The organism is Cupriavidus sp. OV096 (genome assembly GCF_900115455.1).
Taxonomy (GTDB): Bacteria; Pseudomonadota; Gammaproteobacteria; order Burkholderiales; family Burkholderiaceae; genus Cupriavidus.
The window spans coordinates 56,893-82,549 of the sequence record NZ_FOWM01000014.1 but is presented as its reverse complement, the minus strand read 5'-3'; the positions used below and the strand labels follow the sequence as shown (position 1 = coordinate 82,549).

Here is a 25,657-nt window from a genome sequence, read left to right as displayed (position 1 = left end):
GGTGAGGCTAGGTACGCTTACTTCGCGCTATTACATCGCGCTATTACTTCGCGCTTTTTGCGATCTCATGGTTCGACATGATCTCGATCGCCCGGCACAGCGCCGAGTGGTCGAGCTTGCCGAAGCCGTTGGCTGCGCATGCGTTGAACAGCTCCTGCGCGGTGGCCGTGTTCGGCAGCGACACGCCCAGCGTCTTGGCCCCTTGCAGCGCCAGATTCAGATCTTTCTGATGGAGTTCGATGCGGAAGCCGGGGTCGAACGTGCGCTTGACCATCCGCTCGCCGTGCACTTCCAGAATGCGCGACGCCGCGAAGCCGCCCATCAGCGCCTGACGCACCTTGGCCGGGTCGGCGCCAGCCTTCGACGCGAACAGCAGCGCCTCGGACACCGCCTGGATGTTCAGCGCCACGATGATCTGGTTGGCCACCTTGGTGGTCTGGCCGTCGCCGTTGCCTCCGACCAGCGTGATGTTCTTGCCCATCAGCTCGAACAGCGGCTTGACCTGATCGAACGCTTCGGCCGGGCCGCCCACCATGATGGTCAGCGAGGCCGCCTTGGCGCCCACCTCGCCGCCGGAGACCGGCGCGTCGAGGTAGGAGGCGCCGAGCTTGTTGATGCGCGCCGCGAAGTCCTTGGTGGCGATCGGCGAGATCGAGCTCATGTCCACCACGATCTTGCTGTAGCTGGCTTCCTTGCCGGCCGTCTTGAGCGCCGCCGCCACGCCCTTGTCGGCGAACAGCACCGCCTCCACGTGCGGGGTGTCCGGCACCATGATGACGATGATGTCCGCGCGCTTGGCGACTTCCTCGGCGCTGGTGCACACGGTCACGCCGGCATCGACCAGCGCCTGCGGCGCCGGATTGACGTCGTGCACGAACAGCGTGTGCCCGGCGGCGCGCAGGTGGCCCGCCATCGGCGCGCCCATGATGCCGAGGCCGATAAAGCCGACGTTTCGTTGATCTGCCATGGAATGTCTCCTCTCTAATCTATCGAAAAATTCTTGAATGTCTGCGGGGCGCGCGGCTTACTGCACGCCCATCGCGGCGCGCCAGCCCAGGCCGGCCTCGGTGGTGGTCTTCGGCTTGTACTCGCAGCCGATCCAGCCGGTGTAGCCAATCTCGTCCAGGTAGCCAAACAGGAACGGGTAATTCAGCTCGCCCGTGCCCGGCTCGTTGCGGCCCGGGTTGTCCGCCAGCTGCACGTGGCGGATCTTCGGCAGGTTGGCCTTGAGCGTCGCGGCGATCTCGCCCTCCATGCGCTGCATGTGATAGATGTCGTACTGCACATACAGATTCGTCGCATTGACTTGACCGATCAGGTCCACCGCCTGCTGGGTGCGCGAGAGGAAGAAGCCGGGGATGTCGAAGGTGTTGATCGGCTCGATCAACAGGTCGATCTGCTCCTTCGCCAGCGCGGCGGCCGCGAAGCGCAGGTTCTCCACCAGCGTCTCGTTGGCCTGCTCACGCTTGACGTCCTGCGGCAGCTTGCCGACCAGGCAGTTCAGCTGGCGCACGCCGAGCACCTTCGCGTACTTGATCGCCTCGCCCACGCCTTCCTGGAACTCGCCCACGCGGTCCGGGTGGCAGGCGATGCCACGCTCGCCGGCCTCCCAGTTGCCGGCGGGCAGGTTGTGCAGCACGAGGTCCAGCTGGAACCGGCTCAGCCGGTCGGCAATCTGGTCCGCATGGAACGCGTACGGGAACAGGAACTCCACGCCCCGGAATCCGGCGCGGGCGGCGGCCTCGAAGCGGTCCAGGAAGGCCACTTCGTTGAACAGCATGGTCAGGTTGGCGGCGAGCTTTGGCATGTGTGTCTCTCTCCCGGTCAGGCGGTGGCCACTTCTTCGGACAGGATGGCCTCGTCGGCGTCCTCGATGTCCTCGATCGGCTCGAACTCGTTGATGTTGTCGATCTCGGTACCCATCGCGATATTGGTCACGCGCTCCAGGATCACTTCCACCACCACCGGCACCGAGAACTCGGCCATCAGGTCACGCGCCTCGGCGAAGGCCGGCGCGATGTCCTCGGGCTTGTGCACGCGGATCGCCTTGCAGCCGAGCCCTTCCACCACCTTGACGTGATCCACGCCATAGCCGTCCAGCTCCGGCGCGTTCACGTTGTCGAACGCCAGCTGCACGCAGTAATCCATCTCGAAGTTGCGCTGCGCCTGACGGATCAGGCCGAGGTAGGAGTTGTTCACCACGAGGTGGATGTACGGCACCTTGAACTGCGCGGCGACGGCCAGTTCCTCGATCATGAACTGGAAGTCGTAGTCGCCCGAGATGGCCACCACGTCCGATTCCGGCGAGGCCGTCTTCACGCCGATGGCGGCGGGGATCGTCCAGCCGAGCGGGCCGGCCTGACCGCAGTTGATCCAGTGGCGCGGCTGGTTCACCGACAGGAACTGCGCAGCGGCGATCTGCGACAGGCCGATGGTGCTGACGTAGCGCACGTCGCGCGGGAAGTACTGGTTCATCTCGCGGTACACGCGCTGCGGCTTGATGGGCACGTTGTCGAAGTCGCTCTTGCGCTTCATGGTGCGGCGGCGCTTCTGCACATCGGCCACCCAGGCCTTGCGGCACGGCAGGCGGCCGGCCATCTTCATCTCGCGCGCCACTTCCACGAACAGCTCCAGCGCGGCCTTGGCGTCCGAGACGATGCCGAGGTCCGGGCCGAACACGCGGCCGATCTGCGTCGGTTCGATATCGACGTGAACGAATTTCCGACCCTTCGTATAGACATCGACGCTCCCCGTGTGGCGGTTGGCCCAGCGGTTGCCGATGCCCATCACGAAGTCGGACGCCAGCAGCGTGGCATTGCCGTAGCGGTGCGAGGTCTGCAGGCCGACCATGCCGGCCTGGAGCGGATGGTCGTCGGCGAGCACGCCCCAGCCCATCAGCGTCGGCACCACCGGCACGTTGACCAGTTCGGCGAACTGCACCATCAGGTCGGCCGCATCGGCGTTGATCACGCCGCCGCCGCAGACGATCAGCGGGCGCTCGGCCGCGTTGAGCATGGCGATGGCCTTCTCGATCTGCGCGCGCGAGGCGGCCGGCTTGTACGGCTGGAGCGGCTGGTAGGTCTCAGGGTCGAATTCGATCTCGGCCACTTGCACGTCGAACGGCAGGTCGATCAGCACCGGACCCGGGCGGCCCGAGCGCATCAGGTGGAACGCCTGCTGGAAGACCTGCGGCACCAGCGCCGGCTCGCGCACGGTCACGGCCCACTTGGTCACCGGCTTGGCGATCGATTCGATATCGACGGCCTGGAAATCTTCCTTGTACAGCCGGGCGCGCGGGGCCTGGCCGGTCACGCAGAGGATGGGGATGGAATCCGCCCAGGCCGAGTACAGGCCCGTGATCATGTCCGTGCCGGCGGGGCCCGAGGTGCCCACGCACAGGCCGATATTGCCCGGCTCGGCACGCGTATAGCCCTCGGCCATATGCGAGGCGCCTTCCACGTGGCGGGCCAGCAGGTGCTTGATCGAACCGGCCTTGCGCATGGCCGAGTAGAACGGGTTGATCGCGGCGCCGGGCACGCCGAACGCGGTGGTGATGCCTTCCTTCTCCAGCACGGCGATGGCCGCGTCAACTGCTCTCATCTTCGGCATGTCTGTCTCCAGGGATCGAATTGAAATGGGTGAAATGTCCGCTGGCGTCGATCCTATGCCCGCAGCGGGGCGCGGATAAACAGAAGGGCGATCAGTTGATTCGATACCTGGGGTATGCAATGACCTCGCCGGCGCCGCTATGAAGTGACGAATTCAATACGTTGCAGTGCGGAATCCGCGTCCCCCACAAGCGTGGGGGTTGGGTCGATTTGGGGTGGATTGGGTGCAATTCGGGCTTTCGGTAGCAGGCCGCCCCAGCCAAAATAGCGGGCTCTGTTCTCGCCATCGCCTTGCCATGTACACGCGGCTGCCGTCCACCTATGAATTGATCGAAGCGCTCCAGGCCGGACCCACCGAGCGCGCGCCGGACAGCCGGCTCGCGGGCGTGCTCTGGGCCGGCTTCGTGCTCGCGCTGGTGCCGGCGCTGGTGGCCGGGGGCGGGCTGGTCTGGTGGCACGAGATCCTCGGCCAGGCGCCGCCCGTGTGGCTGCCGCAGGTGTTCCACGGGCTGCTGGCGGTGTGCGGCGTGTTCTACGTGGGCGCGTGGCTGGTGCGCCTGCTGGTGCGGCGCGATGCGCTGCGGCATCCGCTGCGCTGGCTGTCGCGCCGGGTGGATGTGGAGAGCGATGCCGAGGACGCGCTGGTGCTTCGGCTCGGGCGGGTTCCCGCGCTCCAGTTGCGCGCGCGCCAGCGGCGCATCGTGCTGCAGGCGCGGCTCTGGGAAGGCGCCGCCCGCACGGTAGCGCTGGTGCTGGCGCTCGGCCCAGCGGCGGCCGTGCTGGCCGATGGGCTGGTCGTGGCGGCGCCCGACAAGGGGCCCGCGCTGGTGGCCGTGTACGGCGCCGTGCTGGTGGCCGGCGCGGCGTTCGCCCTGTTCGCCCAGTTGCAGTGCTGCGCGCCGCTGCGGCGGCTGGCCCACGTGCTGGGCGAGGCCGCCGAGATCAGCGACGCGCTGTTGCGCAGCCGCCCCAGCTGACCCGCCGGGGCTGCGAATGCCTCACAATGTGCCAGCAGGAGACAACCGGCTTGACTGGCCCATATGGATAAACTCAAACAAATCGAAGCCTTCATCGCCGTGGTGGAACATGGCAGCATGGCCGCCGCCGCGCTCACGCAGAACGTGACGCCGGTGATGATCGGCCGCCGCATCAACGCGCTCGAGGCGCGCATCGGCGTGAAGCTGCTGCACCGCTCCACACGCCGCATCGTCGTGACGGAGCAGGGCGCGGCGTTCATGGAGCAGTGCAAGAAGGCGCTGTCCGACCTGGACCGCGCCGAGATGCTGATTGCCGAAGGCAAGCACAAGGCCACCGGCCACCTGATCGTGTCCGCCCCGGCCGCGTTCGGCCGCAAGCATGTGGCGCCGCACGCGCCGGCGTTTCTGCGTGCCAATCCCGAAGTGCAGATCTCGTTCAACCTGACGGACCGCGTGGTGGATCTCGTGCGCGAGGGCTACGACGTCGGCATCCGCATCGGCGGCGCCATCGACCCGAATTTCGTGGCGATCAAGCTCGCGACGAACAAGCGGGTGGTCTGCGGCACGCCGGCCTACTTCGCCAAGCATGGGGTGCCGCACACGCTCGAGGATCTGGAGCGGCATAACTGCCTGGCCTTCAACCTGCAAGGCGGGCAGCAGCGCGGCTGGTATTTCCAGCAGAACGGCAAGACGGTGACGGTGCGCGCGCGTGGCAACCTCGATTGCAACGACGGGGAATTGCTGCACCGCTGGACCGGCGAGAGTCTGGGACTGGGCTGGCGCTCCACCTGGGAGATCCTGCCGCAGCTGGAGAGCGGCGAGTTGATCACGGTGCTCGACGAATACGCGCTGCCGGACTACGACATCCTCGCGGTGTACCCGCAGCAGCGGCCGGTGCCGGCCAAGATCCGCTTCTTCATCGAACACCTGAAGACGGCGTTCGCAAAGCCCGGCTACTGGACCGGGCGCGCCGAAGCGTAAATCGGGGCCGTAAACGAAAAAGCCCGCAGCCGTTGCGGTCTGCGGGCAGCCCTTCTTGCGAAGGGCGGGGAGAGCTCATGAAGTGCGCCCCCGCAACTTCATGGCGAGAGGAATGATGCGCCTCCCGCCGCGTTTTGGACTTGATCGCCGTCAAGCGCCAGGCATTCCCTGACGATGCAGCGATCAGGCCAGCAACGCCGTCACCAGATCCTTGCCGCGCGATGCGCCCGGCACCTCCTCAAAGTGCAACGCCGCCTCCACATGCGCGAGGTGATCGACCATCAGCGTGACTGCCCGCTCCGCATCGCCCGCGCGCGCGGCGTCGATGAACTCGCGATGCTCGTCGGAGGAACACGTGGCATCGCGCCGGCTCTGGTACAGCATGGTGATGACCGCGCTGCGCATGGACAGCTCGCGCATGATCTCGGTCAGCACGTTGTTGCCAACCACCTCCGCCAGCACGATGTGGAAGTCGCCCAGCAGCCGGGTGCGCACCTGCGCGTCGTTGCCGCCCAGGGACTTGCGCTCGGCGGCCAGATGCTTGTCGATGCGCTTGTAGTCCGCCGCCGTGGCCTTGGCCACGAACTCGCGCGCCAGCGCGGCCTCCAGGATGCGGCGCACCGCGAAGACTTCACGCGCCTCCTCGGCACTCGGCTTGGCGACGAAGGCGCCCTTGTCCGGCACGATCTGGATGACCTTGTCCTTGGACAGCATCAGCAGCGCGGCCCGCACCTTGGTGCGGCTGACGCGATAGACGCTGGCCAGCGCCTCCTCCCGCAGCTTGGTGCCGGGGGGCAGGCGGTGCGAGACGATGGCGGCGACGATGTCGTCGGCAATCGCCTCGGCGGTCATGTCTGGATCGATGTGCTCGGGCATGGTGTCGCGCCTCTCGCCTCTGGGGGCGGACCGGCGCGGTGCGGGATTGGGAATGCGTGATTCTAGCGCCCCGCGACCGTGCCAGGCAGCGGCGCACCCACGGGGACTTTCCCGGTGTCCGCGCCGAGGCTGTCGCCCAGCGCCTCCAGGCCCGCGTCGAGATCACCCGCCGGAATCGTGCCGTTGAGCACCGCGTGGGCACGCTCCCGGTCGATATCCTTCTCCCAGGCCGCCACCACCACCGTCGCCACGCAGTTGCCGATCAGGTTGCCCACGGCGCGCGCGATGCCGATGAACCAGTCGACGGACAGCACCAGCACCAGGCCGATGGCGGGAATCGCCGGATGGGCCGACAGCGTCGCCGCCAGGATCACGATGGCCGAGCCCGGAATGCCGTGCGCGCCCTTCGAGGTGACCAGCGCCACGGCGAGGATGCCGAGCAGGTCGCCCAGCGCAAGCGGCGTATTCGTGGCTTGGGCGATGAAGACCGCCGCGAGCGTCAGGTAGATCGAGAACGCATCGAGGTTGAACGAGTAGCCGGTAGGAATCACCAGCCCGACGACCGACTTGCGCACGCCCATGAATTCGAGCTTCTTCATGACCTGCGGGAGCACGCTGTCCGAGGACGCCGTACCCAGCACCACCAGCAGTTCAGCCTTCAGATAGCGGATCAGCTTGATTACCGAGAACCCGCAGATCCGCATGATGGTGCCGAGCACCACGAGCACGAAGATCGCCACCGCGCCGTAGAACAGGATCACCAGGAAGCCGAGCTGCTTGAGCGAGCCGATGCCGTACTTGCCCACCGTGAACGCCACCGCGCCGAGCACGCCCAGCGGGGCCAGCTTGATGATGAAGCCCATCATCTTGAACAGCGTGTGGGAAAAGGTGTCGATCAGGCGCACCAGCGGCTTGCCCGACTCGCCCACCAGCGACAGCGCGCAGCCGAACAGCACGGAGACCAGCAGCACCTGGAGCACGTCGCCGTTGGTGAAGGCGCCCATCACCGTGTTCGGGATCAGCTTGAGCAGGAAATCGACCGTGCCGGCGCTTTTCACCTTCTCGGCGTTGTCGATATAGGCGGCCATGGCCGAGATATCGAGCGTGCGCGGGTTCACGTTCATGCCCGTGCCGGGTTGGAACACGTAGGCCAGCACGATGCCCAGCGCCAGCGCGATGGTCGTGACGATCTCGAAGTAGATCACCGCCTTGATGCCGACCCGGCCCACCTTCTTCAGCTCGCCGGCGCCGCAGATACCGGCCACGACCACGCAGAACACGATGGGGCCGATCAGCATCTTGATCAGCTTGATGAAGGCATCGCCAAGGGGCTTGAGCTTGGCGGCGAACTCGGGAAAGCAGAGCCCGAGCAGGGTGCCGAGCACCAGGGCGATCAATACCTGGCCGAATAGCGAGCGAGTCAAGCGGCTAAAACTGCGGGCATGCAGGCGAGGGGGGCGCTGCGCGGGAAGGGATTGCTGCATCGTTGTCTCCGTGCCGGGCGGGTCCGGAATGGCCTGCCCTGATCTGGGTTTGGGAACGCCACGCCACCCTCGGCCGGGCTCGACAGGATTGTCGATAAACGATTGTCCGGGCGGGATTGTCGGTGCGTGCAGGCCAATATAGTGCATATCATTTTTGTATGCAATTTTTGAATTCACTGTGCTAACATGAATCGCAGAGAATAGAGCTTCGGCACCGGGCGCCCGCCCGGACTGGCGCCCCCGCCAGGACCCTCAGCGCCGGGCTACATGTAGATCGCAGGAGACCCGCTATGGCAGTAACCCCGGCAGCAACCCCGACGACTTTGGCCCCGGAGGCCGGCGCCCGCATCATGGCCTGGGCCGACGCCCTGGCCGTCCACACCGAGCAGCCCGGGCTGCTGACCCGCACCTACCTGACCGACGCCCACCACGGCGCCGCCGCACAACTAGCCGAATGGATGCGCGAAGCCGGCATGACCGTGCGCCGCGACGCCGCCGGCAACGTCATCGGCCGCTACGAAGGCACCTCGCCCGACGCTCCCGCGCTGCTCACCGGCTCCCACTTCGACACTGTGCGCGATGCTGGCCGCTATGACGGCAACCTCGGCGTGATCCTGCCGATTGCCTGCGTGGCCGAGTGGCACCGCCAGGGCAAGCGCTTCCCGTTCGCCATCGAGGTGGTCGGCTTTGCCGAGGAGGAGGGCGTGCGCTTCAAGGCGACGCTGCTGGGCAGCCGTGCGATTGCCGGCACCTTCGACACCAATGTGCTCGACAACGTCGATGACTCCGGCAAGACCATGCGCGAGGTAATGCGCGCGGCCGGCTTCGACGCTGCCGAGCTACCCGCCGCCGCCCATGACCGCCAGCGCGTGCTGGGCTTCGTCGAGGTGCATATCGAGCAGGGCCCGGTGCTGCTGAACGAGGGCCTGGCCGTGGGCGTGGTCACCGCCATCTCGGGCGCCACGCGCTTTATCGTCGAACTGGAAGGGCTGGCCGGCCACGCCGGCACCGTGCCGATGGACATGCGCCGCGACGCCGCGATGGCCGGCGCGGAGATCGGCCTCTATATAGAGAAGCGTTGCAGCGGCAAGCCGGGCCTGGTCGGCACCGTCGGCCAGTTCAACGTGCCCAATGGGGCGACCAACGTGGTGCCGGGCCGCGCCGTGTTCTCCATCGACATCCGCGCCGGGCAGGACGCCGAGCGCGAGGCCGCCGTCAACGACGTGCTGGCCGAGATCGAACGCATCGGCGCGCGCCGCAACGTGCGCGTGCAGGTACGCAAGACCCACGAAGCCAAGAGCGTGCCGTGCGCGCCGTGGCTGCAATCGCAATGGGCCGCCGCCGTCGAGCGCCAGGGCGTGCCGGTGCGGCACCTGCCCTCGGGCGCCGGCCACGACGCCATGGCGATTTCCGCGATTGCCGATGTGGCGATGCTGTTCGTGCGCTGCGGCAACGGCGGCATCAGCCATCACCCCACCGAGACCATGACCCCCGAAGACGCGCAGACCGCCGCGCGGGTGTTCGCCGATTTTGTCGAGCACTTCCAGCGGCAGCAGTAAGCCCCGGCGGTACCACGCAGCGCGCCCAAGCCATTTATCGAACAAATCCGAATCCAGAGCCAGAACATGACCGCACGAGACAACATGAACCTCATCGAGACCACGCTCACGCAGACCATCGACGCGCTGCGTCCGCAGCAGGAGGCCTTCCTGGCCGAGCTGGTCAAGGTGCCGTCCGACAACCCGCCCGGCGACTGCGACGCCCACGGCAAGCGCGCCAGGACGCTGCTCGAAGGGCTGGGTTTCCAGGTGGAAGCGCACAAGGTGCCCGAGGACAAGGTCCGCGCGGCGGGCATGATCAGCGCCACCAACCTGCTGGTGCGCAAGACCTTCGGCAAGGGCGGCCCGACCATCGCCATGAACGCCCACGGCGATGTGGTGCCCCCCGGCCTGGGCTGGACCAAGGACCCGTACGGCGGCGAGATTGCCGACAGCGAGCACGGCCCGGTGATGTATGGCCGTGGCGTGGCGGTGTCCAAGTCGGACTTCGCCACCTACGCCTATGCGGTGCTGGCGCTTCAGGAAGCCGAGAAGCAGGGCGCCAAGCTCAACGGCACGGTGGAACTCCAGTTCACGTACGACGAGGAAACCGGCGGCGACATCGGCCCGAAGTTCCTGCTCGACGAAGGGCTGACCAAGCCTGACTACGCGATTTCGGCCGGCTTCTCGTACGGCATCACCTCGGCCCACAACGGCTGCCTGCACGTGGAAGTGACCGTCAAGGGCAAGCAGGGCCACGCGGCGATGCCGCACACCGGCGTGGACGCCATCGAGGCCGCCACCCACATCCTGCAGGCGATCTACGGCCTGCGCGCGGAGCTGGCCACGCGCAAGAGCAAGGTGCCGGGCATCGACACGGCCACGCTGAACGTCGGCCTGATCAAGGGCGGCATCAACACCAACGTGGTGCCGGACCTGGTCACCTTCCGCGTGGACCGCCGCATGATTCCGGAAGAGATCGGCTTCGATGCCGAAGGCGAACTGCGCGCCGTGGTGGAGCGTGCCGCCAAGGACCGCCCGGGTATCGAGGTCAAGGTGGAACGCATCATCCTGGCCGAGCCGCTGTCCGAGCTGCCCGGCGTGGAGAAGCTGATCGGCGCGCTCAAGAGCCGTGCCGAGGCCGTGTTCGGCGTGGAGATCCCGGTGCAGGGCGTGCCGCTCTACACCGACGCCCGCCACTACACCAGCCACGGCATTCCCACGGTGCTGTACGGCGCCGGCCCGCGCACGCTGATGGAGGCGCGCGGCCACAACTCGGACGAGAACCTGCGCCTGAACGACCTGAACCGCGCGACCAAGGTGGTGGCGCTGGCGCTCTCGGACCTGATGGCCTGATTCCGATGGTCTGAGCGCCTGTAAAGAACCCTTTGTTGTGACTTGCGGCCCGCGCGACTTCCGTCTCGCGGGCTTTTTTCATGGCCCGGCTAGGCGGTCAGGCCCTCTTCGGGCGATGCCAGGCTGACCAGCCAGCGCCGCACCACCTGTTCTTCCTCGGACGTCAGCCCAGCGCGCAGATCCTCGTCGACCTTTGTCGCACGCGCCTTGCAGCCCGCCAGCAAGGTGCGGCCGGCCTCGGTCAGGGCGATGGTCTGGATGCGCCCGTGCACCGGATGCGGCGTGCGGGCGATGGCGCCCACCTTTTCCAGGTTGTTCATGATCACGCTCACGGTCTGCGGCGTCAGCAGCGCCAGCCGCGCCACGTCCGCGCCCGAGATGCCCGGGTAGGCGCCTAGCATCGTCAGCACGAAGAACTGCGGCACGGTCACGCCGAGGTCGTCGAGCGCGCGTTCCATGCGCAGCCGGTTGGCGGCGCTGGCCTGCCGCAGCAGGTAGGCCAGATAGCCGCTCTCGCCGCGCTTGCCTTCGCCGGGCGCCGGAAGGCGTGACGCCTCCGCCGCTGATGCCCCTACCTGCGCTGTGGTCTTAGCCATAATGTCAAAGCTCTTATATCATGTTCGAACTCTTACATCTTACCTCAACCGACCGACCGGGCCAACCGGACCAAGGAGCACGACATGACGATGGATTTCCAACAATTTACGGCGACAGCCCCCGATGTCTACGCCGCACTGGGCGGCGTGGGACGCGCGGTGGACGCGTCCGGCCTGGACAAGGCGCTGACCGAACTGGTGAAGCTGCGGGTCTCCCAGCTCAACGGCTGCGCGTTCTGCCTGCAATTCCATCTGAACATCGCGCGCAAGCTCGACATCGACCCGCGCAAGTTCGATCTGCTGGCCGGATGGCGCGACGCCGGCATCTACACCGTGCGCGAGCAGGCGGCCCTGGCCTTGGCCGAAGCGCTCGTCCGCATGACCGACCACGCCGCGCTGGACGCCGCGCAGGCGCAGGTCAAGGCGGTCTTCACGAAGGAGGAACGCGTGTTCCTGGCCACCGCCATTGCCGCCATCAACGCGTGGAACCGCATCGCCGTGGGGCTGCACTTCCCGCCGCCGGCCGCCACGCCCGCCACCGGGAGCCGCGCATGAGCACCGTCGTCAAAGAAATCGACCTGATTCAGATTCGTCGCATCGACACCGGCGGCGAAGTGGCGGCCTGTTTCCCGCTGATGCACCAGCTCCGGCCGCATCTGGCCGATGCCGATGAACTCGTGGCGCGCTGGCGGCGGCAGGCCGACGTGGGCTACCGCCTGGTCGGCCTGTGGGATGACGGCCAGCTCGTGGCGCTGGCCGGGTACCGGATGCAGGAGAATCTCGTCTACGGCGATTTCCTGTATGTGGACGACCTGGTTACGGACGCCAACATACGCAGCGCCGGGTACGGCCGGATGCTGATGGACTGGCTCAAGGAAGAGTCCCGCGCGCTCAATGCCCGCCTGCTGGTGCTGGATACGCCACTCACCAACGTGCTGGGCCATCGTTTCTATTACCGTAACGGTCTGCTGGCCCAGACGCTGCGCTTCAAATATCAATTGGACTGAGACATGACGACATTGCTCCACCTGAACGTCAGCCCCCGGGGCGAGACGTCGCACAGCCGCCGCGCGGCCGACTGGATTCGCCAGAAGCTGGCCGCGCAACACGCGCCGCTGACCGTGCTCGAACGGGACCTCGCCGCCGACCCGCTGCCACCCATCGGCGCGGCGTTCACGGAAGCCAACATGGCCGGCGCGGCCGGGCTGCTGAAGGAAGGGGAGGTGCCGCCGGCGCTCGCGCTGTCCGAGACGCTGATCGCGGAACTCGAGGCGGCCGACATGGTGCTGCTGGCCACGCCGATGCACAACTTCACGGTGCCGGCCACGCTGAAGACCTGGATCGACCTCGTCGTGCGGCCCGAGCGCACCTTCCGCAGCTCGCGGCAGGGCAAGATCGGACTGCTGCGCGACCGGCCCGTGCTGGCCGTGGTGGCCTGCGGCGGCCCGGTCCGCGAGGGCCCCGGCAGCCAGCAGGACTTCCTGACGCCTTACCTGAAGTACGTGCTCGGCACGATCGGCCTCACCAGTGTGGAAGTGCTGCGCATGGACAACACCGCCCGAGGTCCGGAGTACATCGCCCACGGGCTGGAGCACCTGCAGACCTGGGCCGATGCCACGCTGCCGGGGTTGGCGGTGGCTGCCGCCTGATCAGCCGGGCACCGAGGCGTCGCCCACCCCCAGCGGGCGCTGCATCAGCACCGTGTCGATCCACTGGCCGTGCTTGAGTCCGACCGATTCGAGCCGGCCCACCGTCCGGAAGCCCAGCCGCTCGTGCACGGCCACGGACCCGGCACCCTCGCCGCTGGCGGTGATGGCCACCACAGCCACCATCTGGCGCCACGGCCCGGCCTCGCAGCGGGCAATCAGTTCGGCCAGCAGCGCGCGGCCCAGGCCCTCGCCGGTATGGCGATGACCGATATAGATCGAATCCTCGATAGCGAAGCGGTAGGCGCTGCGCGCGCGGTAGGACGACGCGTAGGCGTAGCCCAGCACCTCGCCATCCCGCTCGGCGACGATGTACGGCAGGTGCTTCTTGAGTACCTCGCCATACCGCAGGCGCATGTCGTCCACGGACGGGATCACTTCCTCGAACGAGGCGCGCCCGTGCTCGACATGATGGGCGTAGATGGCATGGATGGCCGGCACGTCGTCGGGCGTGGCATCGCGGAGGTGGAAGGGCTTGCGGGGGGCGGATGATTCGGACACGGTGTTTCGGAGGCAGTCAGGCCAGTCAGGGAAATCTTGTGCGAAGCACATTCCGTACCTTACCGCGTCGCGCGCGCAGGCGCTTGTATATAGTGCGGTGATATTTATCCGGAGAACGCCACCATGATCACGATCTACCACAACCCCCGTTGCTCGAAGTCGCGCGAGACGCTCGCGCTGGTCGAGTCGGCGGCGGCGCGTCTGGGCGAGCCGGTTGAGGTGGTGGAGTACCTGAAGCAGCCGCCCACGCTGGCCACGCTGCGCCAGCTCCATACGTTGCTGGGCCTGCCGGTGCGCGAGATGCTGCGCAGCAACGAGGATGTCTACAAGGAGCTCGATCTGGCCGACCCCGGCCTGACCGACGGCGAACTGCTGGCCGCCGTAGCCGACAACCCGATCCTGCTGCAACGCCCGGTGGTGGTCCGCAACCGCCAGGCCGCCATCGGCCGCCCGCCCGAAGCCGTGTCGGCCCTGCTGGACTGACCGGCTGCACCAATTCGGGGCCCGAAATAGAACCGGCCTCCCGCAAGGGGAGGCCGGCCGGTCAGACAGGCGATTCGCGTCAGGCGAGTCGTCGTAATCAAACACCCAGCCAGTGCAGGGCCTCCTGACCGAAAGCGATGGCGGCGAGCACCACCAGCAGCGTCACCAGCGTGACCGTGCTGACATAGACCGTAGCCTTGGCGATTTCCGCATCCTCGCTCGGAGAATGCATCCGGGTGATGGCGGAAGTGCGCGCGTGGGTGCGGTGTGGCCAGTGCAGTCTGCCGCTCAGGTCCTTGAAATGGAGATCGGGATGGAATCGCATGGCACACCTCCTCGGGCGTCGGTAGCCGCTTCAACAGCCACTTCTACTATAGGCAAACGCCACGGGAAACGCGCCGTTTCCTGCGACCGCCGGGGCGTACCCAGTTCAGCGTTCGACGGTTGGATGTGAGCTATCGCTATCGTTGGAATCCGCGCCAACAGCAGAATTTGCCGAAGCGACCGTCGCCAGCGTCGCTTCCCGCGCGCGCAGCTCGGCCAGCATGTTGCAGAACAGGGCGCCCTGCTCGAGGGCGTCGTCCAGGGCGATGTGGGTGTGTGGCAATGGGTCGTGCCAGTGGGCCGGGAAGGCCGGCTTGACCGACTTCCGGTACGGCCGCCCGGTCAGCGCGAAGCCGAGCGTCTTGATGTCCAGCGCCGCCCAGCCGAAGGGCGAGCGGCCGGCGTACCGCATCATGTACCAGAACACCCAGGTGAAATCGAAACCGGCCGGAAAGGCGATGAACACCGGCTTGCCCGGCAGGCTTTCCACCCATTCCACGTAGCGCGGCATCACATCCTCGGGGCGTTCGAGGTCGCGCCGGCACGCCGCCCAGGCCTCAGGCTGGGTCTTCCACCACTGCATCTGCACCGGATGGCCGGCGGCGCCGGGCAGGGTTTCGAGGTTGGCGGAGAAGGTGCCGAGCACGGTCTTGTCGGCCAGCATCGCCGCCGAGGCGAACGAGAGCATCGAATGCGGGCCCGGGATCGGGCCGTCGGCCTCCACGTCGGTGCTGACGTAGATCTCGGGACGGGTATCGGGTGCCTGCTTCTTCGCCATCGGGATGATTTCAGGCCGCGTCGATCAGGTGATCGGCCACGTAGGGGTTGTTGCGGCGTTCCTCGCCGAAGGTAGACACCGGGCCGTGCCCGGGCACGAAGGTCACGTCCCCGCCCAGCGGCCACAGCCGCGTGCGGATCGAGCGGATCAGGTCGGCGTGGTTGCCGCGCGGGAAATCGGTCCGGCCGATTGAGCCCGCGAACAGCACATCGCCGACGATCGCCAACTGGTTGGCGCGCGAGAAGAACACCACGTGGCCCGGTGTGTGGCCGGGGCAGTGGTAGACCTCGAGCGTCTCGCCGCCGAACGTCACGGTGTCGCCGTTGTCCAGCCAGCGATCCGGCTCGAACGCCTCCGCATGGCCGAAGCCGAAGCGGCGCGTCTGGTCGGGCAGTTGATCGATCCAGAACCGCTCGTCCTCGTGCGGCCCCTCGATCGGGATGTCGAGCTGGCGCGAAAGCGCCGCCGCGCCGGCGCAATGGTCGACGTGACCGTGCGTCAGGAAGATCTTTTCCAGCGTCACGCCTTGCTCCGTGACGGCGGCCAGGATGCGGTCGAGGTCGCCGCCGGGGTCGCACACGGCGGCACGGCCGGTGGTCTCGTCGATCCACAGCGAGCAGTTTTGTTGGAACGGGGTGACGGGAATCAGGAGGACTTTCATGGGTCGATGCGGGCGCTTTGTCGTGTGCGCCACGGCACGGTCTGGCCGAGGCGGTCATTGTAACGTCGCCCCATGGCCCCCCGTCTCAAACGGGTGTCAGACCCGTTGAGACGACTCTGAAAGTGAATTTCAAGACACTCATAAATGCGCTTGTCATATTCGGCGCAATCCCTTGTCAGGCTTTGGATTGCGGGGATTCGTGCCGATCTTCAAAGCCACTTGATTAAATTTCGTAACAAAATCAAGGATGTAGCGCTCGGACACCGATGTTAGACTGCGCCCATGTTCAATTTGCCCGTATCTCGTCCGGGGTTTGGCCTCGCACGCGCGACGCAACGCGCGACCCCCGCCAAACCGGAAACTAACCGCTTGCTGCGTCGCTGCGCGATCCTCGTATCGGCGCTGGTGATGGCCGCCTGCGCGACGCCGCCGGAGAGCGACTCCCAACAAAACGCCGACGCCAATGGCGCGGTGCCCACGCGCGCCGCCAAGGCGAAGCTCGACAAGTCCGGCGCTCGCCCCGATGAGCGCGGCAACTGGGATTTGTTCGGCTGGGGCAAGGATGACAACGCGCCGTCGCAATCGTCGCTGGACGGCCTGCGCCCGGATCTGGGCACTTTCGAGCAGCGCGGTACGGCGTCCTGGTACGGCAAGGGCTTCCATGGCCGCAAGACCGCCAATGGCGAACGCTTCGACATGCGCGCGATGACTGCCGCGCACCCGTCGCTCCCGCTCGATAGCTGGGTACTGGTGCGCAATCTGCGCAACGACAAGGTGGCAGTGGTGCGGATCAATGACCGCGGCCCTTACCACGGCGGGCGGGTGCTCGATCTGTCCTATGCGGCGGCCAAGCGGCTGAGTTTCGTCGAACGTGGCGCCACGCAGGTGGAAATCCGCCGGCTGTCGCGCACGGAAGTCGCGGCGCTGGGTCCGCAGCTTGAGGCGGGCGGCAACGAAGCCGGTGACGGCAGCGGCGCCGACGACCTGCCCGAGACCGCCAACACGCTGGTCCCGGCCAAGTCCAAGGCCAAAGCGCGGATGGTCAAGACGACCACCAAGCGCAAGCCCCGGTAGGCACCCCGATGCGGCCTGGCGTGATCGACTCCCGTTCCACCGCCAGCCCGCTCCCCCCTCTCCCTTTCAGACTTTTCTCATTCCTCGCTGTCGCTGTCGTCACCCGCGTCAGTCTCGGCGGCGCGTTGCGCCAGCGCCAGCCGGTAGAGCGCATCGGTCTTCGCACCGGTGATCGCCGCCGCCAGCTTGGCGGCGCGCTTGGCCGGCAGCTCGGCCACCAGCAACTTCAGCACGCGCTGGGCCTCGGCATCGGGCGCATCGGCATCGGCATCTTCGGCGCGCCCCGCGCCTTCCACCACCAGCACGAACTCCCCCTTGCCGCGCGATGCCTCGGCGGCCAGCCACGCCGGCGCCTCGGCCACGGTCAGCACCGGCGTCTCCTCGAACAGCTTGGTCAGCTCGCGGCCCACCAGCAGCCGGCGCGTGCCGGGCAGGGCGGCGGCCAGTGCCGCCAGCGTGTCGGCGATGCGGTGCGGCGCCTCGTAGACCACCCAGGCGTGGTCCAGGGCGGCCAGTTGCGCAATGGCGTCAGCGCGGGCCTTGGGTTTGCCGGGCAGGAAGCCGATGAACGTGAAGCGGCCTTCGCCGGCTTCGAGCATGTCGCCGGCCACGGACAGCGCGGTCACGGCGGCGCTCGGCCCCGGCAGCGGCACCACGCGCAGGCCGGCCGCCCGCACCGCTTCCACCAGCCGGGCGCCAGGGTCGGAGATGCCGGGCGTGCCCGCATCGGACACATAGGCAATGCGCTCCCCGGCGGCCAGCCGGGCGACGATCTTCACCGCCGCTTCGCGCTCGTTGTGCTCGTGCACGGCCACCAGCGGCCGCTGCAGGCCCACGCGCGAGAGCAGTTGGCCGGTGTTGCGGGTGTCTTCGCAGGCGATGGCGTCGGCCAGCCCGAGCACATGCAGCGCGCGCAGGGACAGGTCGGCCACGTTGCCGATGGGCGTGGCCACCACGTACAGCGTGCCGGGCGGGTAGGTCTGGCCGGCGGCCAGCGAGGTCCAGTCACTCATGCTTGAGAACTTCCGTTGATTCGCTCATTCAAAACCACCACGACCGCGCGCGGCGCGGCGGCCGAGGATCGCGCGCTGGCCTATCTGCTCAGGCAGGGGCTGGCGCTGGTGGTGCGCAATTATCGCTGCAAAGGCGGCGAGATCGACCTCGTGATGCGCGCCGCCGATGGCACGCTGGCGTTCGTCGAGGTCAGGCAGCGCAGCGGTCGTGCCTTCGGCGGTGCGGCGGCCAGCGTCACGCCGGCCAAGCAGCGCCGCGTGCTGCGGGCGGCCGAACACTACCTTGGCACGCTGGACCACACGCCGCCGTGCCGCTTCGACGTGGTGGCGCTGGAGCCGGGGCACCTGGCCTGGCTGCCGAACGCATTCGATCAAAACACCGGGAGTGACGATGGCGCGTCTTGGGCTGCGTCATAATGCGCGGGATTGGGCAGAAGTCAAAGAGCCATGAGTATTGAAAGTATCGAACAGCATTTCCTGGACAGCGCGGACACCAAGCGGCAGGCCGCCACGCTGATGGCGCCGCATATCGACGCGGCGGTGGAGCGCATGGTGGCCGCGCTGACCAGTGGGAACAAGATCCTCGTCTGCGGCAATGGCGGGTCGGCCGCCGACGCCCAGCACTTCGCCGCCGAACTGATCGGCCGCTTCGAGCGGGAGCGGCCCGGGCTGGCGGCGATTGCCCTGACCACGGACAGCTCCATCCTGACCGCCATCGGCAACGACTACGATTTCACGGTGGTGTTCTCCAAGCAGGTGGAGGCGCTGGGCCAGCCCGGCGACATCCTGTTGGCGCTCTCCACCTCCGGCAATTCGGCGAATGTGATCGCGGCCATCCAGGCGGCGCGCCAGCGCGACATGAGCGTGGTGGCGCTGACCGGCAAGGGCGGCGGCAAGATCGCCACGCTGCTGGACGAGTTCGACATCCACCTGTGCGTGCCGAGCGACCGCACCCCGCGCATCCAGGAAGTGCACCTGCTGACGCTGCATTGCCTTTGCGACGGGATCGACGAGGCGCTGCTGGGCGAGGCATAGGGCCTGGCGGATAGGGAGCGGGGTGGTTATCCCGCGTTATCCACAGGATTTGCCCAAGATATTCACAGGAATTGCGGCGTCATCCACAGAGTCATCCACAGCGCCGCGCCGGTTTCGTCATATTTCCGCATCATTCCGTATCCAGCCAAGGACCGCATGACTAACGTAACGACCGCAACCACCGCAATGACCCAGAAGACCACTCCGGCGCGCGTGGCGCGCACGGCCATCACCGTGGCCGCGCTGCTGGTGTCGGCCACGCAACTCGCCGGCTGCTTCCCGGTGCTGGCCGGCGCGGTCGGCACGGGCGTGGTCATGGCCACGGACCGCCGTCCCACCGGCACCCAGGCCATCGACCGTGGCCTGCAGCTCGAGATCGACAACACGCTGGACGCCAAGTACAGCGGCCAGGCCCGCGTGGACGCCGCCGTGTTCAACCGCAAGGTGCTGCTGGTGGGCGAGGCCAACAACGCCAATACCAAGCAGCAGGTGGAGCAGTACGTGAAGAGCCTGCCGAATGCGCGCGAGGTGATCAACGAACTCGAAGTGGCTTCCACGCCGGGCTTCATGGCTCGTAGCAACGACGCCTACCTGACCAGCAAGGTCAAGACCTTCCTGGTGACGGCCGATGGCGTGCCGGCCAATTCGATCAAGGTGACCACCGACAAGAGCGTGGTCTACCTGATGGGCGTGGTCACTGCCGCCGAGGGTGACCGCGCCACCGACGTGGCCCGTAACGCCAGCGGCGTGCAGAAGGTGGTCAAGGCATTCGACTACGTCAGCGAGGCCGAGCGCGCCCGCCTGGACGCCACCGCCAGCTCGCAGAATCCGGATTCGGGCAGCCAGTCCGTGGGTACGCCGGCGCCGGTGCAGACCGTGCCCGGTACCGCGCCGAACGCGCCGGTGACCTCCGATGCGCCGGCTGGCACCGTTACGACGGCGCCGGTCGCGGCCCCTGTATCGTCCCCGACGGCGCTGCCGCCGGGCCGCAACCTGCCGTAGGTCTCCCCAAGGAGCTGAACCATGCGCCCCCTCCCTCGCCACAAGATGTCCACCGCACGGCTGGCCTTCTGGATTGGCGGATGGGTGGCGCTGGCGGCCATCGCCACGATTGGGGCGGCGTTCGCCCAGACCGGCACGTCCGGCCCGGCCAGCGAGGCGCGCACCACAGTGGAGGCGCAGTCGGCGCGCATGCAGCAGGCGCGCAACCAGGCCGCCTCGTGCGCGGCCTGCCATGGTCCCGACGGTCGCGCGCCGGCCGATAGTCCCGTCCCGGGACTCGCCGGCCGGCCCCGCGCGGAACTCGTCGAACTGATGCTCAACTACAAGAACGGCAAGCTGCCGGGCACCGTGATGCCGCAGATCGCCAAGGGCTATAGCGATACGGAGATCCTCGGCATCGCGTCCTGGTTCGCCGATCAAAAATAAGAAGAACCTCATGCGCCGACGCGCCGCTTTGGGAATATTGGGATCGCTCGGCGGCGCCGCCGCGCTGGGCATGCTGACCCCGCGCCAGGCCCGCGCTGCCGCGCCGGCCCGGGTGGTGGTCATCGGCGGCGGCTTTGGCGGGGCAACGGCCGCGCGCTACCTGCGCCACTGGAGCCGGGGCGCCGTGGATGTGACGCTGGTCGAACCCGACGCGGCGTTCGTCTCCTGCCCACTCTCGAATCTCGTGGTCGGCGGCCAGCGCGGCATGGCCGACATCACACTCCCCTATGACGCGCTGGTACGCCGGCATGGCGTGCGACATGTGCGCGATACGGCGCTTGCGATCGACCCCGCTGCGCGCACCGTGCGGCTGGCCGGCGGCGCCACGCTGCGCTACGACCGCCTCGTGCTGTCGCCCGGCGTGGAGATGCAGTCCAGTGCGATTCCCGGCCTGGCGCAGCCCGGCGGGGACCAGATCCTGCACGCCTGGAAGGCCGGCCCGCAGACCGACGCGCTGTTCCGCCAGTTGGCGGCGATGCGCGACGGCGGCACCTTCGCCATCACCATTCCACTCGCCCCGTACCGCTGCCCGCCCGGCCCGTACGAGCGCGCCTGCCTCGTCGCGGACTACCTGCGCACGCACAAGCCGCGCAGCAAAGTGCTGATTTTCGACGCCAATCCGGACATCACCTCCAAGGGCGCGCTGTTCCGGCAGGTCTGGGAGACCCGCTACCGGGGCATGATCGACTACCGCCCCCAGCACGAGACCGTGGACGTGGACCCCGCCACGCGCACCCTCAAGTTCGAGGTCCAGGACGACGAGCGCGCCGACGTGGTCAACCTGATCCCGCCGCAACGCGCCGGGGCCCTCGCGGTGTCCACCGGGCTCGCCACGGCCAATGGCCGCTGGTGCGAGGTCGATTTCCTGACCATGGCCTCGCGCGTGGCGCCCGAGATCCACGTACTGGGCGATGCCGTGCAAATCGCGCCGCTGATGCCGAAGTCCGGCACCATGGCCAACCAGCACGGCAAGGTGGCCGCCGCCGCCATCCTCCAGCTGCTGGCCGGGCAGGCGCCCGACCCGACCCCACTGTATACAAACACCTGCTACAGCTTCACGTCCGCCGACGAGGCCATCCACATCGCCAGCGTCCATCGCTACGACGCGGCCGAGCGGACGATGGTCACGGTGCCCGGCGCCGGCGGGTTATCCACAGCCCCGAATGCGCTCGAAGGGCGCTACGCATGGGCCTGGGCGCGCAGCATCTGGTCCGACATGCTGGGCGAGGTGCTGGTAGGCTAGCGGGTTCCGGTGTGTTGCGCCTCCGTGACACGCCGCCCCCGATACAGACCATGCAAGCCAAAGACCGCCTTCTAGCCCTCGCCATCATCGTGGTGTGGGGCGTCAACTTCGTCGTCATCAAGGTGGGCCTCGCCGGCGTGCCGCCGATGCTGCTGGGCACGCTGCGCTTCGCCCTGGTGGCATTCCCGGCCGTCTTTTTCATCCCGCGCCCGCGCATTCCGCTGCGCATGCTGCTGGCCTATGGCGGGTTTATCAGCCTCGGCCAGTTCGCCTTCCTGTTCTACGCGATGGCGGTGGGCATGCCGGCCGGGCTGGCGTCGCTGGTGTTGCAGTCTCAGGTGTTCTTCACCGTGGCGATTGCCGGGATGTGGCTGGGCGAGCCGGTGCGCTGGCACAACGTCGCCGGCATGGCGATCGCGGCTGGCGGGCTGGCGCTGATCGGCAGCGGCGCGGCGCACGGCCCGGGCGGCATGAGCGTGGCGGGCTTCGGGCTGACGCTGTGCGCAGCGTTCTGCTGGGCCTCGGGCAATATCGTCAGCAAGAAAATCGGCCCGGTGGACCTGCTCGGGCTGGTGGTCTGGGGCGGGTTGGTGCCGATCGTGCCGTTCGCGCTGCTCTCGTACTGGTTCGAAGGCCCGGCGCGGATCACGGTGGCGCTCGGCCAGATCCCGATGATGAGCGTGCTGGCGATCTGCTACCTGTCCTTCGCGGCCACGCTGTTCGGCTACACCATGTGGGGCCGGCTGCTCACGCGCTATCCGGCCAGCAAGGTGGCGCCGCTGACGCTGCTGGTGCCGGTGGTGGGGCTGATCTCGGCCCACGGGCTGCTGGGCGAGGACTTGTCGCTGGCGCAATGGCTCGGCGCGCTGGTGGTCATGGGCGGGCTGCTGCTCAACGTGTTCGGCGGGCGGCTCGGGGCAGGGCGGCGGCTGGCGCGGCGTTGATATCCGGGGGTTAACCCTTGATTCGACAGCGATTTCCCGTGGTTTTGTGAATACCCTTATCACTGCCGCATCCGTAGGCCGATGGATTATTGAGGCAAAATAGCGGACTGGCCGCACCTGCCCGCAGAGGCATCGCCCCAACGGCGGCCGAGCGTGCCGCGCCGCCCGACCGATGAAGCGCGGCCTTTGCCGTCCCCACGGCTCAATCCGTTTGGAGCAACACAAAATGAAGCAGTTTGTCATCGCCGCCGCGCTGTTCGCGGCCGCTGCCTCGGCGCACGCCGTGGACGCCGCCCGTGCGCAGGAGATTGCCAACAAGAACGCCTGCATGGGCTGCCATCAGGTGGACAAGAAGCTGGTGGGCCCGGCCTACAAGGAAGTGGCCGCCAAGTACAAGGGCGACAAGGGTGCCCTGGCCAAGTTGTCGGCCAAGGTGAAGAGCGGCGGTTCGGGCGTCTGGGGCCCGGTGCCGATGCCGGCGAATGCCGGTGTCAGCGACGCCGATATCAAGACGGTAGTGGAGTGGATCCTGGCCGGCTCACCGGCCAAGTAAGCCCCATCAGGTATCGCGGGCCGTCCGGCAGCGCCGGCGGCCCGCGCTGTTTCCGGCAGACCCGGAAGCGGCGGGCAGTATGAGTACCGGGGTCGGCAGCAAGCAAGTACGGGACAGAGCATGAATCAAAAACGACGACAAGTATTGCGGGTATCCGCGGTGCTCTCGCTGATGGCGGCCACGGGCCTGATCAGCGAGGCGCAGGCCGCGGAGTGGAACAAGACGGCTTTCGACGGCAAGAGCGTGGCCGATGTGATCAAGGCGCTGGGCGGCAGCGGCACCGAGAAGAGCGGCGCCATCACGTTCAATGCACCGGATATCGCCGAGAACGGCGCCGTGGTGCCCGTGGCCGTGACCAGCACGCTGCCGGACACCGAGCAGATCGCCATCCTGGTTGAGAAGAATCCGAATACGCTGGCGGCCGATTTCACCATCCCGGCCGGCACCGAGCCGTTCGTCTCCACGCGCGTGAAGATGGGCCAGACGTCCGTCGTGTACGCGGCGGTCAAGGCTGGCGGCAAGTGGTACGTGGCATCGAAGGAAATCAAGGTCACGCTGGGCGGCTGCGGCGGCTGACGCCTGCGCCCCCCATCGGACCGATTTCCGCGATTTATCCCAAGCCACCCCGAACCACCCCGAGCAGGAGAGCCAGATGGCAGACCCGATGCGCGTCCGCGCCACCGAGAACGGCGGCGTCGTAGACGTAAAGATTCTGATGAAGCACGACATGGAAACCGGCCAGCGCAAGGATGCGGCCGGCAAGACGATTCCGGCCTGGCACATCCAGACCGTGATCGCCACGTACAAGGGGCGCGAGGTGTTCAACGCCCAGTTCGGCCCGGCCGTGTCGAAGGACCCGTTCCTGAACTTCAAGTTCAAGGGCGGCGCCAAGGGTGACAAGGTCACCGTGACCTGGGTCGACAACCGGGGCGACAAGCGCACCGACGAGGCCACCATCGCCTGATCGGGCGAAGCGAGGAAGCAGCATGCGGCGAGCATTCATTCGGGCCACGGCGGCGTTGGCTGCCATCGGCCTTTCGGCCAGGGCGGCGGCACAGCAGGCCCCGGCCCCGGCAGGCACGGCAGCCAAGAGCGCCAAGGGCGGACGGGTCAAGGTGGTGTACCAGTTGTCCGAGGGCATCGACCAGGCCGTGCGCGCCATGGCCAACCTGCGCAATCACCTGAACGCGGCGCCGGACACCAAGATCGTGGTGGTGGCGTTCGGCTACGGCGTGGACTTCCTCGTGGAAGGCGCCAAGGATTCGCGCGGCAACACGTTCGAGGCCGCCGTGGGCGCGCTGGGATCGTCGGGCGTGGAGTTCCGCGTCTGCCGCAACACCCTGACTGCGCGCAAGATTTCCGAGCAAAGCCTGCTGATGGACGCCAAGATCGTGCAGGCCGGCGTGGTGGAAATCGCCCGCCTGCAGTTCGACGAAGGCTACGCGTACCTGAAGCCCTGATCGTTTTGCCTGACATCCGGCCAGGAGCCAAAGTAGCCGGATGCCATTCGGACAGTGCAATAGAACAGTGATGCACCGCCCAGCCTCTTGATGAAGGGCTGACGCCGGCGGCGCCATCGCGAGGAGAAGCCCCCAATGCGCAATACCCGTCGCCGCCTGCGCGGCACCGTGGCGCTGGCCGCCATGGCCACCGCCGCCGCCTCGCTGGCCGGGCTGGCCCAACTGGCGCAAGCCCAGGGCAGCACCGCCGAGGAAATCGCCAAGTATCGCCAGATGCTGGCCGAAGGCAATCCCGCCGAACTCTGGGAAGCCGCCGGCGAGGAACTGTGGAAGAAGCCGGCCGGGCCGAAGAACGCCTCGCTCGAACAGTGCGACCTGGGCAAGGGCCCGGGCGTGACCAAGGGCGCCTACGCCGAGCTGCCGCGCTACTTCAAGGACGCCAACAAGGTGATGGACCTCGAGCAACGCCTGGCCTGGTGCCGGGTGACGCTGCAGGGCCTGACCCAGGAAGAGGCGACGAAGCAGCCGTTCTCGGCATCGGGCAAGTCGTCCGACATCGAGCGGCTGGCGTCTTACCTGACCGGCGAGTCGCGCGGCGTGAAGATGAACGTGCAACTCACGCACCCCGAGGAAAAGCGCGTCTACGCGCTCGGCCAGAAGATGTTCTTCTACCGGGGCGGCGCCTACGACTTCGCTTGCGCCACCTGCCACGCCGTGGACGGCCAGCGCATCCGCCTCCAGGACCTGCCGAACCTGCTGGAGTCGAAGGGCGCCCAGGCCGCGTACACCACGTGGCCGGCATACCGCGTCTCGCAGGGCGAGGTCCGCACCATGCAGCATCGGATCTACGACTGCCTGCGCCAGCAGCGCTTTCCCGAGCCCGCCTATGGCTCCGACGTGATCACCGCCCTGTCGATGTTCCTGGCGAAAAACGCCAACGGCGGCACGTACGACGGTCCCAACATGAAGCGCTGAGCA

At 67.4% G+C, this 25,657-nt stretch carries 31 protein-coding genes; 20 read left to right on the top strand and 11 right to left on the bottom strand.

What is annotated here, in order from left to right; translation table 11 throughout:
- Window positions 1–43: 43 nt before the first annotated feature.
- The 3 genes from glxR to gcl are packed head-to-tail and all read right to left on the bottom strand — an operon-like array spanning window position 44 to window position 3,609.
- Window positions 44–967 (bottom strand): 2-hydroxy-3-oxopropionate reductase, encoded by a 924-nt coding sequence (gene glxR, locus BM115_RS23810; protein ID WP_092300223.1) that lies wholly within the window; start codon window positions 965–967, stop codon window positions 44–46.
- A 57-nt stretch (window positions 968–1,024) separates the two neighbouring features.
- Entirely contained in the window at window positions 1,025–1,807 is a 783-nt protein-coding gene (gene hyi / locus BM115_RS23805) for a hydroxypyruvate isomerase (protein ID WP_092300220.1), read from the bottom strand.
- A 17-nt stretch (window positions 1,808–1,824) separates the two neighbouring features.
- Window positions 1,825–3,609 (bottom strand): glyoxylate carboligase, encoded by a 1,785-nt coding sequence (gene gcl, locus BM115_RS23800; RefSeq protein ID WP_092300216.1) that lies wholly within the window; start codon window positions 3,607–3,609, stop codon window positions 1,825–1,827.
- Window positions 3,610–3,904: 295 nt separating this feature from the next.
- On the opposite strand from gcl, the gene BM115_RS23795 reads away from it, so the two are divergent.
- Both BM115_RS23795 and BM115_RS23790 read left to right on the top strand, forming a co-directional pair.
- Complete coding sequence (locus BM115_RS23795) at window positions 3,905–4,585, top strand: hypothetical protein (protein ID WP_092300213.1); 681 nt, start codon at window positions 3,905–3,907, stop codon at window positions 4,583–4,585.
- A 63-nt stretch (window positions 4,586–4,648) separates the two neighbouring features.
- Window positions 4,649–5,566, top strand: a complete 918-nt coding sequence (locus tag BM115_RS23790; RefSeq protein ID WP_092300210.1) for a LysR family transcriptional regulator — start codon at window positions 4,649–4,651, stop codon at window positions 5,564–5,566.
- A gap of 183 nt (window positions 5,567–5,749) precedes the next feature.
- On the opposite strand, the gene BM115_RS23785 is transcribed toward BM115_RS23790, so the two are convergent.
- Both BM115_RS23785 and BM115_RS23780 read right to left on the bottom strand, forming a co-directional pair.
- Window positions 5,750–6,442: a GntR family transcriptional regulator gene (locus BM115_RS23785; protein WP_092300207.1), complete on the bottom strand. Its 693-nt coding sequence runs from the start codon at window positions 6,440–6,442 to the stop codon at window positions 5,750–5,752.
- Window positions 6,443–6,504: 62 nt separating this feature from the next.
- On the bottom strand, window positions 6,505–7,926 hold the full coding sequence (locus BM115_RS23780) for a C4-dicarboxylate transporter DctA (RefSeq protein ID WP_092300204.1): 1,422 nt from the start codon (window positions 7,924–7,926) through the stop codon (window positions 6,505–6,507).
- A 290-nt stretch (window positions 7,927–8,216) separates the two neighbouring features.
- Here BM115_RS23780 and BM115_RS23775 point away from each other — a divergent pair, with 290 nt between their 5' ends.
- Together BM115_RS23775 and BM115_RS23770 are read left to right on the top strand one after the other, a co-directional pair.
- Window positions 8,217–9,485, top strand: coding sequence for an allantoate amidohydrolase (locus tag BM115_RS23775; RefSeq protein ID WP_092300202.1), 1,269 nt, complete (start codon window positions 8,217–8,219; stop codon window positions 9,483–9,485).
- 84 nt (window positions 9,486–9,569) lie between these two features.
- Complete coding sequence (locus tag BM115_RS23770; protein WP_369823534.1) at window positions 9,570–10,820, top strand: M20/M25/M40 family metallo-hydrolase; 1,251 nt, start codon at window positions 9,570–9,572, stop codon at window positions 10,818–10,820.
- Window positions 10,821–10,909: 89 nt separating this feature from the next.
- On the opposite strand, the gene BM115_RS23765 is transcribed toward BM115_RS23770, so the two are convergent.
- Window positions 10,910–11,416 carry a MarR family winged helix-turn-helix transcriptional regulator gene (locus BM115_RS23765; RefSeq protein ID WP_092300196.1) on the bottom strand — a complete coding sequence of 169 codons (507 nt, stop codon included), beginning with the start codon at window positions 11,414–11,416 and terminating at the stop codon, window positions 10,910–10,912.
- Between the two features lie 90 nt (window positions 11,417–11,506).
- On the opposite strand from BM115_RS23765, the gene BM115_RS23760 reads away from it, so the two are divergent.
- From BM115_RS23760 to BM115_RS23750, 3 genes are read left to right on the top strand one after another with little or no spacing between them, the layout of a single operon-like run.
- Window positions 11,507–11,971 (top strand): carboxymuconolactone decarboxylase family protein, encoded by a 465-nt coding sequence (locus BM115_RS23760; RefSeq protein WP_092300416.1) that lies wholly within the window; start codon window positions 11,507–11,509, stop codon window positions 11,969–11,971.
- Complete coding sequence (locus BM115_RS23755) at window positions 11,968–12,423, top strand: GNAT family N-acetyltransferase (RefSeq protein ID WP_092300193.1); 456 nt, start codon at window positions 11,968–11,970, stop codon at window positions 12,421–12,423. The genes BM115_RS23760 and BM115_RS23755 overlap by 4 nt, the downstream gene beginning before the upstream one ends.
- Window positions 12,424–12,426: 3 nt before the next feature.
- Window positions 12,427–13,065, top strand: coding sequence for an FMN-dependent NADH-azoreductase (locus BM115_RS23750; RefSeq protein WP_092300190.1), 639 nt, complete (start codon window positions 12,427–12,429; stop codon window positions 13,063–13,065).
- Here the strand turns inward: BM115_RS23750 and BM115_RS23745 are convergent, their stop codons facing one another.
- Window positions 13,066–13,623, bottom strand: a complete 558-nt coding sequence (locus tag BM115_RS23745) for a GNAT family N-acetyltransferase (RefSeq protein ID WP_255370964.1) — start codon at window positions 13,621–13,623, stop codon at window positions 13,066–13,068. It lies immediately after the preceding gene.
- A gap of 123 nt (window positions 13,624–13,746) precedes the next feature.
- Between BM115_RS23745 and arsC the strand changes: the two genes are divergently transcribed.
- Complete coding sequence (arsC, locus tag BM115_RS23740) at window positions 13,747–14,106, top strand: arsenate reductase (glutaredoxin) (protein WP_092300185.1); 360 nt, start codon at window positions 13,747–13,749, stop codon at window positions 14,104–14,106.
- 97 nt (window positions 14,107–14,203) lie between these two features.
- On the opposite strand, the gene BM115_RS23735 is transcribed toward arsC, so the two are convergent.
- From BM115_RS23735 to BM115_RS23725, 3 genes are all read right to left on the bottom strand, one after another.
- Window positions 14,204–14,431, bottom strand: coding sequence for a hypothetical protein (locus BM115_RS23735; protein WP_092300182.1), 228 nt, complete (start codon window positions 14,429–14,431; stop codon window positions 14,204–14,206).
- A gap of 105 nt (window positions 14,432–14,536) precedes the next feature.
- The gene (locus tag BM115_RS23730) at window positions 14,537–15,208 is read right to left on the bottom strand and encodes a 3'-5' exonuclease family protein (protein ID WP_092300179.1); all 672 of its coding nucleotides are present in this window, start codon (window positions 15,206–15,208) and stop codon (window positions 14,537–14,539) included.
- A gap of 10 nt (window positions 15,209–15,218) precedes the next feature.
- Window positions 15,219–15,869 (bottom strand): MBL fold metallo-hydrolase, encoded by a 651-nt coding sequence (locus BM115_RS23725; RefSeq protein ID WP_092300176.1) that lies wholly within the window; start codon window positions 15,867–15,869, stop codon window positions 15,219–15,221.
- Between the two features lie 408 nt (window positions 15,870–16,277).
- Here BM115_RS23725 and BM115_RS23720 point away from each other — a divergent pair, with 408 nt between their 5' ends.
- Window positions 16,278–16,943 (top strand): septal ring lytic transglycosylase RlpA family protein, encoded by a 666-nt coding sequence (locus BM115_RS23720; protein WP_092300413.1) that lies wholly within the window; start codon window positions 16,278–16,280, stop codon window positions 16,941–16,943.
- Between the two features lie 77 nt (window positions 16,944–17,020).
- Here the strand turns inward: BM115_RS23720 and rsmI are convergent, their stop codons facing one another.
- Window positions 17,021–17,956: a 16S rRNA (cytidine(1402)-2'-O)-methyltransferase gene (rsmI, locus tag BM115_RS23715; protein WP_092300173.1), complete on the bottom strand. Its 936-nt coding sequence runs from the start codon at window positions 17,954–17,956 to the stop codon at window positions 17,021–17,023.
- 15 nt (window positions 17,957–17,971) lie between these two features.
- On the opposite strand from rsmI, the gene BM115_RS23710 reads away from it, so the two are divergent.
- From BM115_RS23710 to soxA, 11 genes are all read left to right on the top strand, one after another.
- Window positions 17,972–18,373, top strand: coding sequence for a YraN family protein (locus tag BM115_RS23710; protein ID WP_092300170.1), 402 nt, complete (start codon window positions 17,972–17,974; stop codon window positions 18,371–18,373).
- Window positions 18,374–18,403: 30 nt separating this feature from the next.
- Window positions 18,404–18,991: a phosphoheptose isomerase gene (locus BM115_RS23705; RefSeq protein WP_092300167.1), complete on the top strand. Its 588-nt coding sequence runs from the start codon at window positions 18,404–18,406 to the stop codon at window positions 18,989–18,991.
- Window positions 18,992–19,177: 186 nt separating this feature from the next.
- Window positions 19,178–19,993 (top strand): BON domain-containing protein, encoded by an 816-nt coding sequence (locus tag BM115_RS23700; protein WP_255370963.1) that lies wholly within the window; start codon window positions 19,178–19,180, stop codon window positions 19,991–19,993.
- A 21-nt stretch (window positions 19,994–20,014) separates the two neighbouring features.
- Window positions 20,015–20,419, top strand: coding sequence for a c-type cytochrome (locus BM115_RS23695; RefSeq protein WP_255370962.1), 405 nt, complete (start codon window positions 20,015–20,017; stop codon window positions 20,417–20,419).
- Window positions 20,420–20,429: 10 nt separating this feature from the next.
- The gene (locus BM115_RS23690; RefSeq protein WP_092300158.1) at window positions 20,430–21,722 is read left to right on the top strand and encodes an NAD(P)/FAD-dependent oxidoreductase; all 1,293 of its coding nucleotides are present in this window, start codon (window positions 20,430–20,432) and stop codon (window positions 21,720–21,722) included.
- Window positions 21,723–21,772: 50 nt separating this feature from the next.
- Window positions 21,773–22,666 carry an EamA family transporter gene (locus BM115_RS23685; RefSeq protein WP_092300155.1) on the top strand — a complete coding sequence of 298 codons (894 nt, stop codon included), beginning with the start codon at window positions 21,773–21,775 and terminating at the stop codon, window positions 22,664–22,666.
- A gap of 226 nt (window positions 22,667–22,892) precedes the next feature.
- Window positions 22,893–23,219 carry a c-type cytochrome gene (locus BM115_RS23680; protein ID WP_092300152.1) on the top strand — a complete coding sequence of 109 codons (327 nt, stop codon included), beginning with the start codon at window positions 22,893–22,895 and terminating at the stop codon, window positions 23,217–23,219.
- Window positions 23,220–23,339: 120 nt separating this feature from the next.
- Window positions 23,340–23,795, top strand: a complete 456-nt coding sequence (gene soxY / locus BM115_RS23675; protein WP_092300149.1) for a thiosulfate oxidation carrier protein SoxY — start codon at window positions 23,340–23,342, stop codon at window positions 23,793–23,795.
- A gap of 76 nt (window positions 23,796–23,871) precedes the next feature.
- Entirely contained in the window at window positions 23,872–24,183 is a 312-nt protein-coding gene (gene soxZ / locus BM115_RS23670; RefSeq protein WP_092300146.1) for a thiosulfate oxidation carrier complex protein SoxZ, read from the top strand.
- A gap of 22 nt (window positions 24,184–24,205) precedes the next feature.
- Entirely contained in the window at window positions 24,206–24,679 is a 474-nt protein-coding gene (locus tag BM115_RS23665; protein WP_092300143.1) for a DsrE family protein, read from the top strand.
- A gap of 135 nt (window positions 24,680–24,814) precedes the next feature.
- Window positions 24,815–25,654: a sulfur oxidation c-type cytochrome SoxA gene (soxA, locus tag BM115_RS23660; protein WP_092300140.1), complete on the top strand. Its 840-nt coding sequence runs from the start codon at window positions 24,815–24,817 to the stop codon at window positions 25,652–25,654.
- Window positions 25,655–25,657: the final 3 nt, after the last annotated feature.

What these genes read in the sequence shown, in the direction of transcription:
- glxR (WP_092300223.1), bottom strand. Translation starts at nt 967, where the DNA reads ATGGCAGATCAACGAAACGTCGGCTTTATCGGCCTCGGCATCATGGGC.
- hyi (WP_092300220.1), bottom strand. Translation starts at nt 1,807, where the DNA reads ATGCCAAAGCTCGCCGCCAACCTGACCATGCTGTTCAACGAAGTGGCC.
- gcl (WP_092300216.1), bottom strand. Translation starts at nt 3,609, where the DNA reads ATGCCGAAGATGAGAGCAGTTGACGCGGCCATCGCCGTGCTGGAGAAG.
- BM115_RS23795 (WP_092300213.1), top strand. Translation starts at nt 3,905, where the DNA reads ATGTACACGCGGCTGCCGTCCACCTATGAATTGATCGAAGCGCTCCAG.
- BM115_RS23790 (WP_092300210.1), top strand. Translation starts at nt 4,649, where the DNA reads ATGGATAAACTCAAACAAATCGAAGCCTTCATCGCCGTGGTGGAACAT.
- BM115_RS23785 (WP_092300207.1), bottom strand. Translation starts at nt 6,442, where the DNA reads ATGCCCGAGCACATCGATCCAGACATGACCGCCGAGGCGATTGCCGAC.
- BM115_RS23780 (WP_092300204.1), bottom strand. Translation starts at nt 7,926, where the DNA reads ATGCAGCAATCCCTTCCCGCGCAGCGCCCCCCTCGCCTGCATGCCCGC.
- BM115_RS23775 (WP_092300202.1), top strand. Translation starts at nt 8,217, where the DNA reads ATGGCAGTAACCCCGGCAGCAACCCCGACGACTTTGGCCCCGGAGGCC.
- BM115_RS23770 (WP_369823534.1), top strand. Translation starts at nt 9,570, where the DNA reads ATGAACCTCATCGAGACCACGCTCACGCAGACCATCGACGCGCTGCGT.
- BM115_RS23765 (WP_092300196.1), bottom strand. Translation starts at nt 11,416, where the DNA reads ATGGCTAAGACCACAGCGCAGGTAGGGGCATCAGCGGCGGAGGCGTCA.
- BM115_RS23760 (WP_092300416.1), top strand. Translation starts at nt 11,507, where the DNA reads ATGGATTTCCAACAATTTACGGCGACAGCCCCCGATGTCTACGCCGCA.
- BM115_RS23755 (WP_092300193.1), top strand. Translation starts at nt 11,968, where the DNA reads ATGAGCACCGTCGTCAAAGAAATCGACCTGATTCAGATTCGTCGCATC.
- BM115_RS23750 (WP_092300190.1), top strand. Translation starts at nt 12,427, where the DNA reads ATGACGACATTGCTCCACCTGAACGTCAGCCCCCGGGGCGAGACGTCG.
- arsC (WP_092300185.1), top strand. Translation starts at nt 13,747, where the DNA reads ATGATCACGATCTACCACAACCCCCGTTGCTCGAAGTCGCGCGAGACG.
- BM115_RS23735 (WP_092300182.1), bottom strand. Translation starts at nt 14,431, where the DNA reads ATGCGATTCCATCCCGATCTCCATTTCAAGGACCTGAGCGGCAGACTG.
- BM115_RS23730 (WP_092300179.1), bottom strand. Translation starts at nt 15,208, where the DNA reads ATGGCGAAGAAGCAGGCACCCGATACCCGTCCCGAGATCTACGTCAGC.
- BM115_RS23725 (WP_092300176.1), bottom strand. Translation starts at nt 15,869, where the DNA reads ATGAAAGTCCTCCTGATTCCCGTCACCCCGTTCCAACAAAACTGCTCG.
- BM115_RS23720 (WP_092300413.1), top strand. Translation starts at nt 16,278, where the DNA reads ATGGCCGCCTGCGCGACGCCGCCGGAGAGCGACTCCCAACAAAACGCC.
- rsmI (WP_092300173.1), bottom strand. Translation starts at nt 17,956, where the DNA reads ATGAGTGACTGGACCTCGCTGGCCGCCGGCCAGACCTACCCGCCCGGC.
- BM115_RS23705 (WP_092300167.1), top strand. Translation starts at nt 18,404, where the DNA reads ATGAGTATTGAAAGTATCGAACAGCATTTCCTGGACAGCGCGGACACC.
- BM115_RS23700 (WP_255370963.1), top strand. Translation starts at nt 19,178, where the DNA reads ATGACCCAGAAGACCACTCCGGCGCGCGTGGCGCGCACGGCCATCACC.
- BM115_RS23695 (WP_255370962.1), top strand. Translation starts at nt 20,015, where the DNA reads ATGCGCCCCCTCCCTCGCCACAAGATGTCCACCGCACGGCTGGCCTTC.
- BM115_RS23690 (WP_092300158.1), top strand. Translation starts at nt 20,430, where the DNA reads ATGCGCCGACGCGCCGCTTTGGGAATATTGGGATCGCTCGGCGGCGCC.
- BM115_RS23685 (WP_092300155.1), top strand. Translation starts at nt 21,773, where the DNA reads ATGCAAGCCAAAGACCGCCTTCTAGCCCTCGCCATCATCGTGGTGTGG.
- BM115_RS23680 (WP_092300152.1), top strand. Translation starts at nt 22,893, where the DNA reads ATGAAGCAGTTTGTCATCGCCGCCGCGCTGTTCGCGGCCGCTGCCTCG.
- soxY (WP_092300149.1), top strand. Translation starts at nt 23,340, where the DNA reads ATGAATCAAAAACGACGACAAGTATTGCGGGTATCCGCGGTGCTCTCG.
- soxZ (WP_092300146.1), top strand. Translation starts at nt 23,872, where the DNA reads ATGGCAGACCCGATGCGCGTCCGCGCCACCGAGAACGGCGGCGTCGTA.
- BM115_RS23665 (WP_092300143.1), top strand. Translation starts at nt 24,206, where the DNA reads ATGCGGCGAGCATTCATTCGGGCCACGGCGGCGTTGGCTGCCATCGGC.
- soxA (WP_092300140.1), top strand. Translation starts at nt 24,815, where the DNA reads ATGCGCAATACCCGTCGCCGCCTGCGCGGCACCGTGGCGCTGGCCGCC.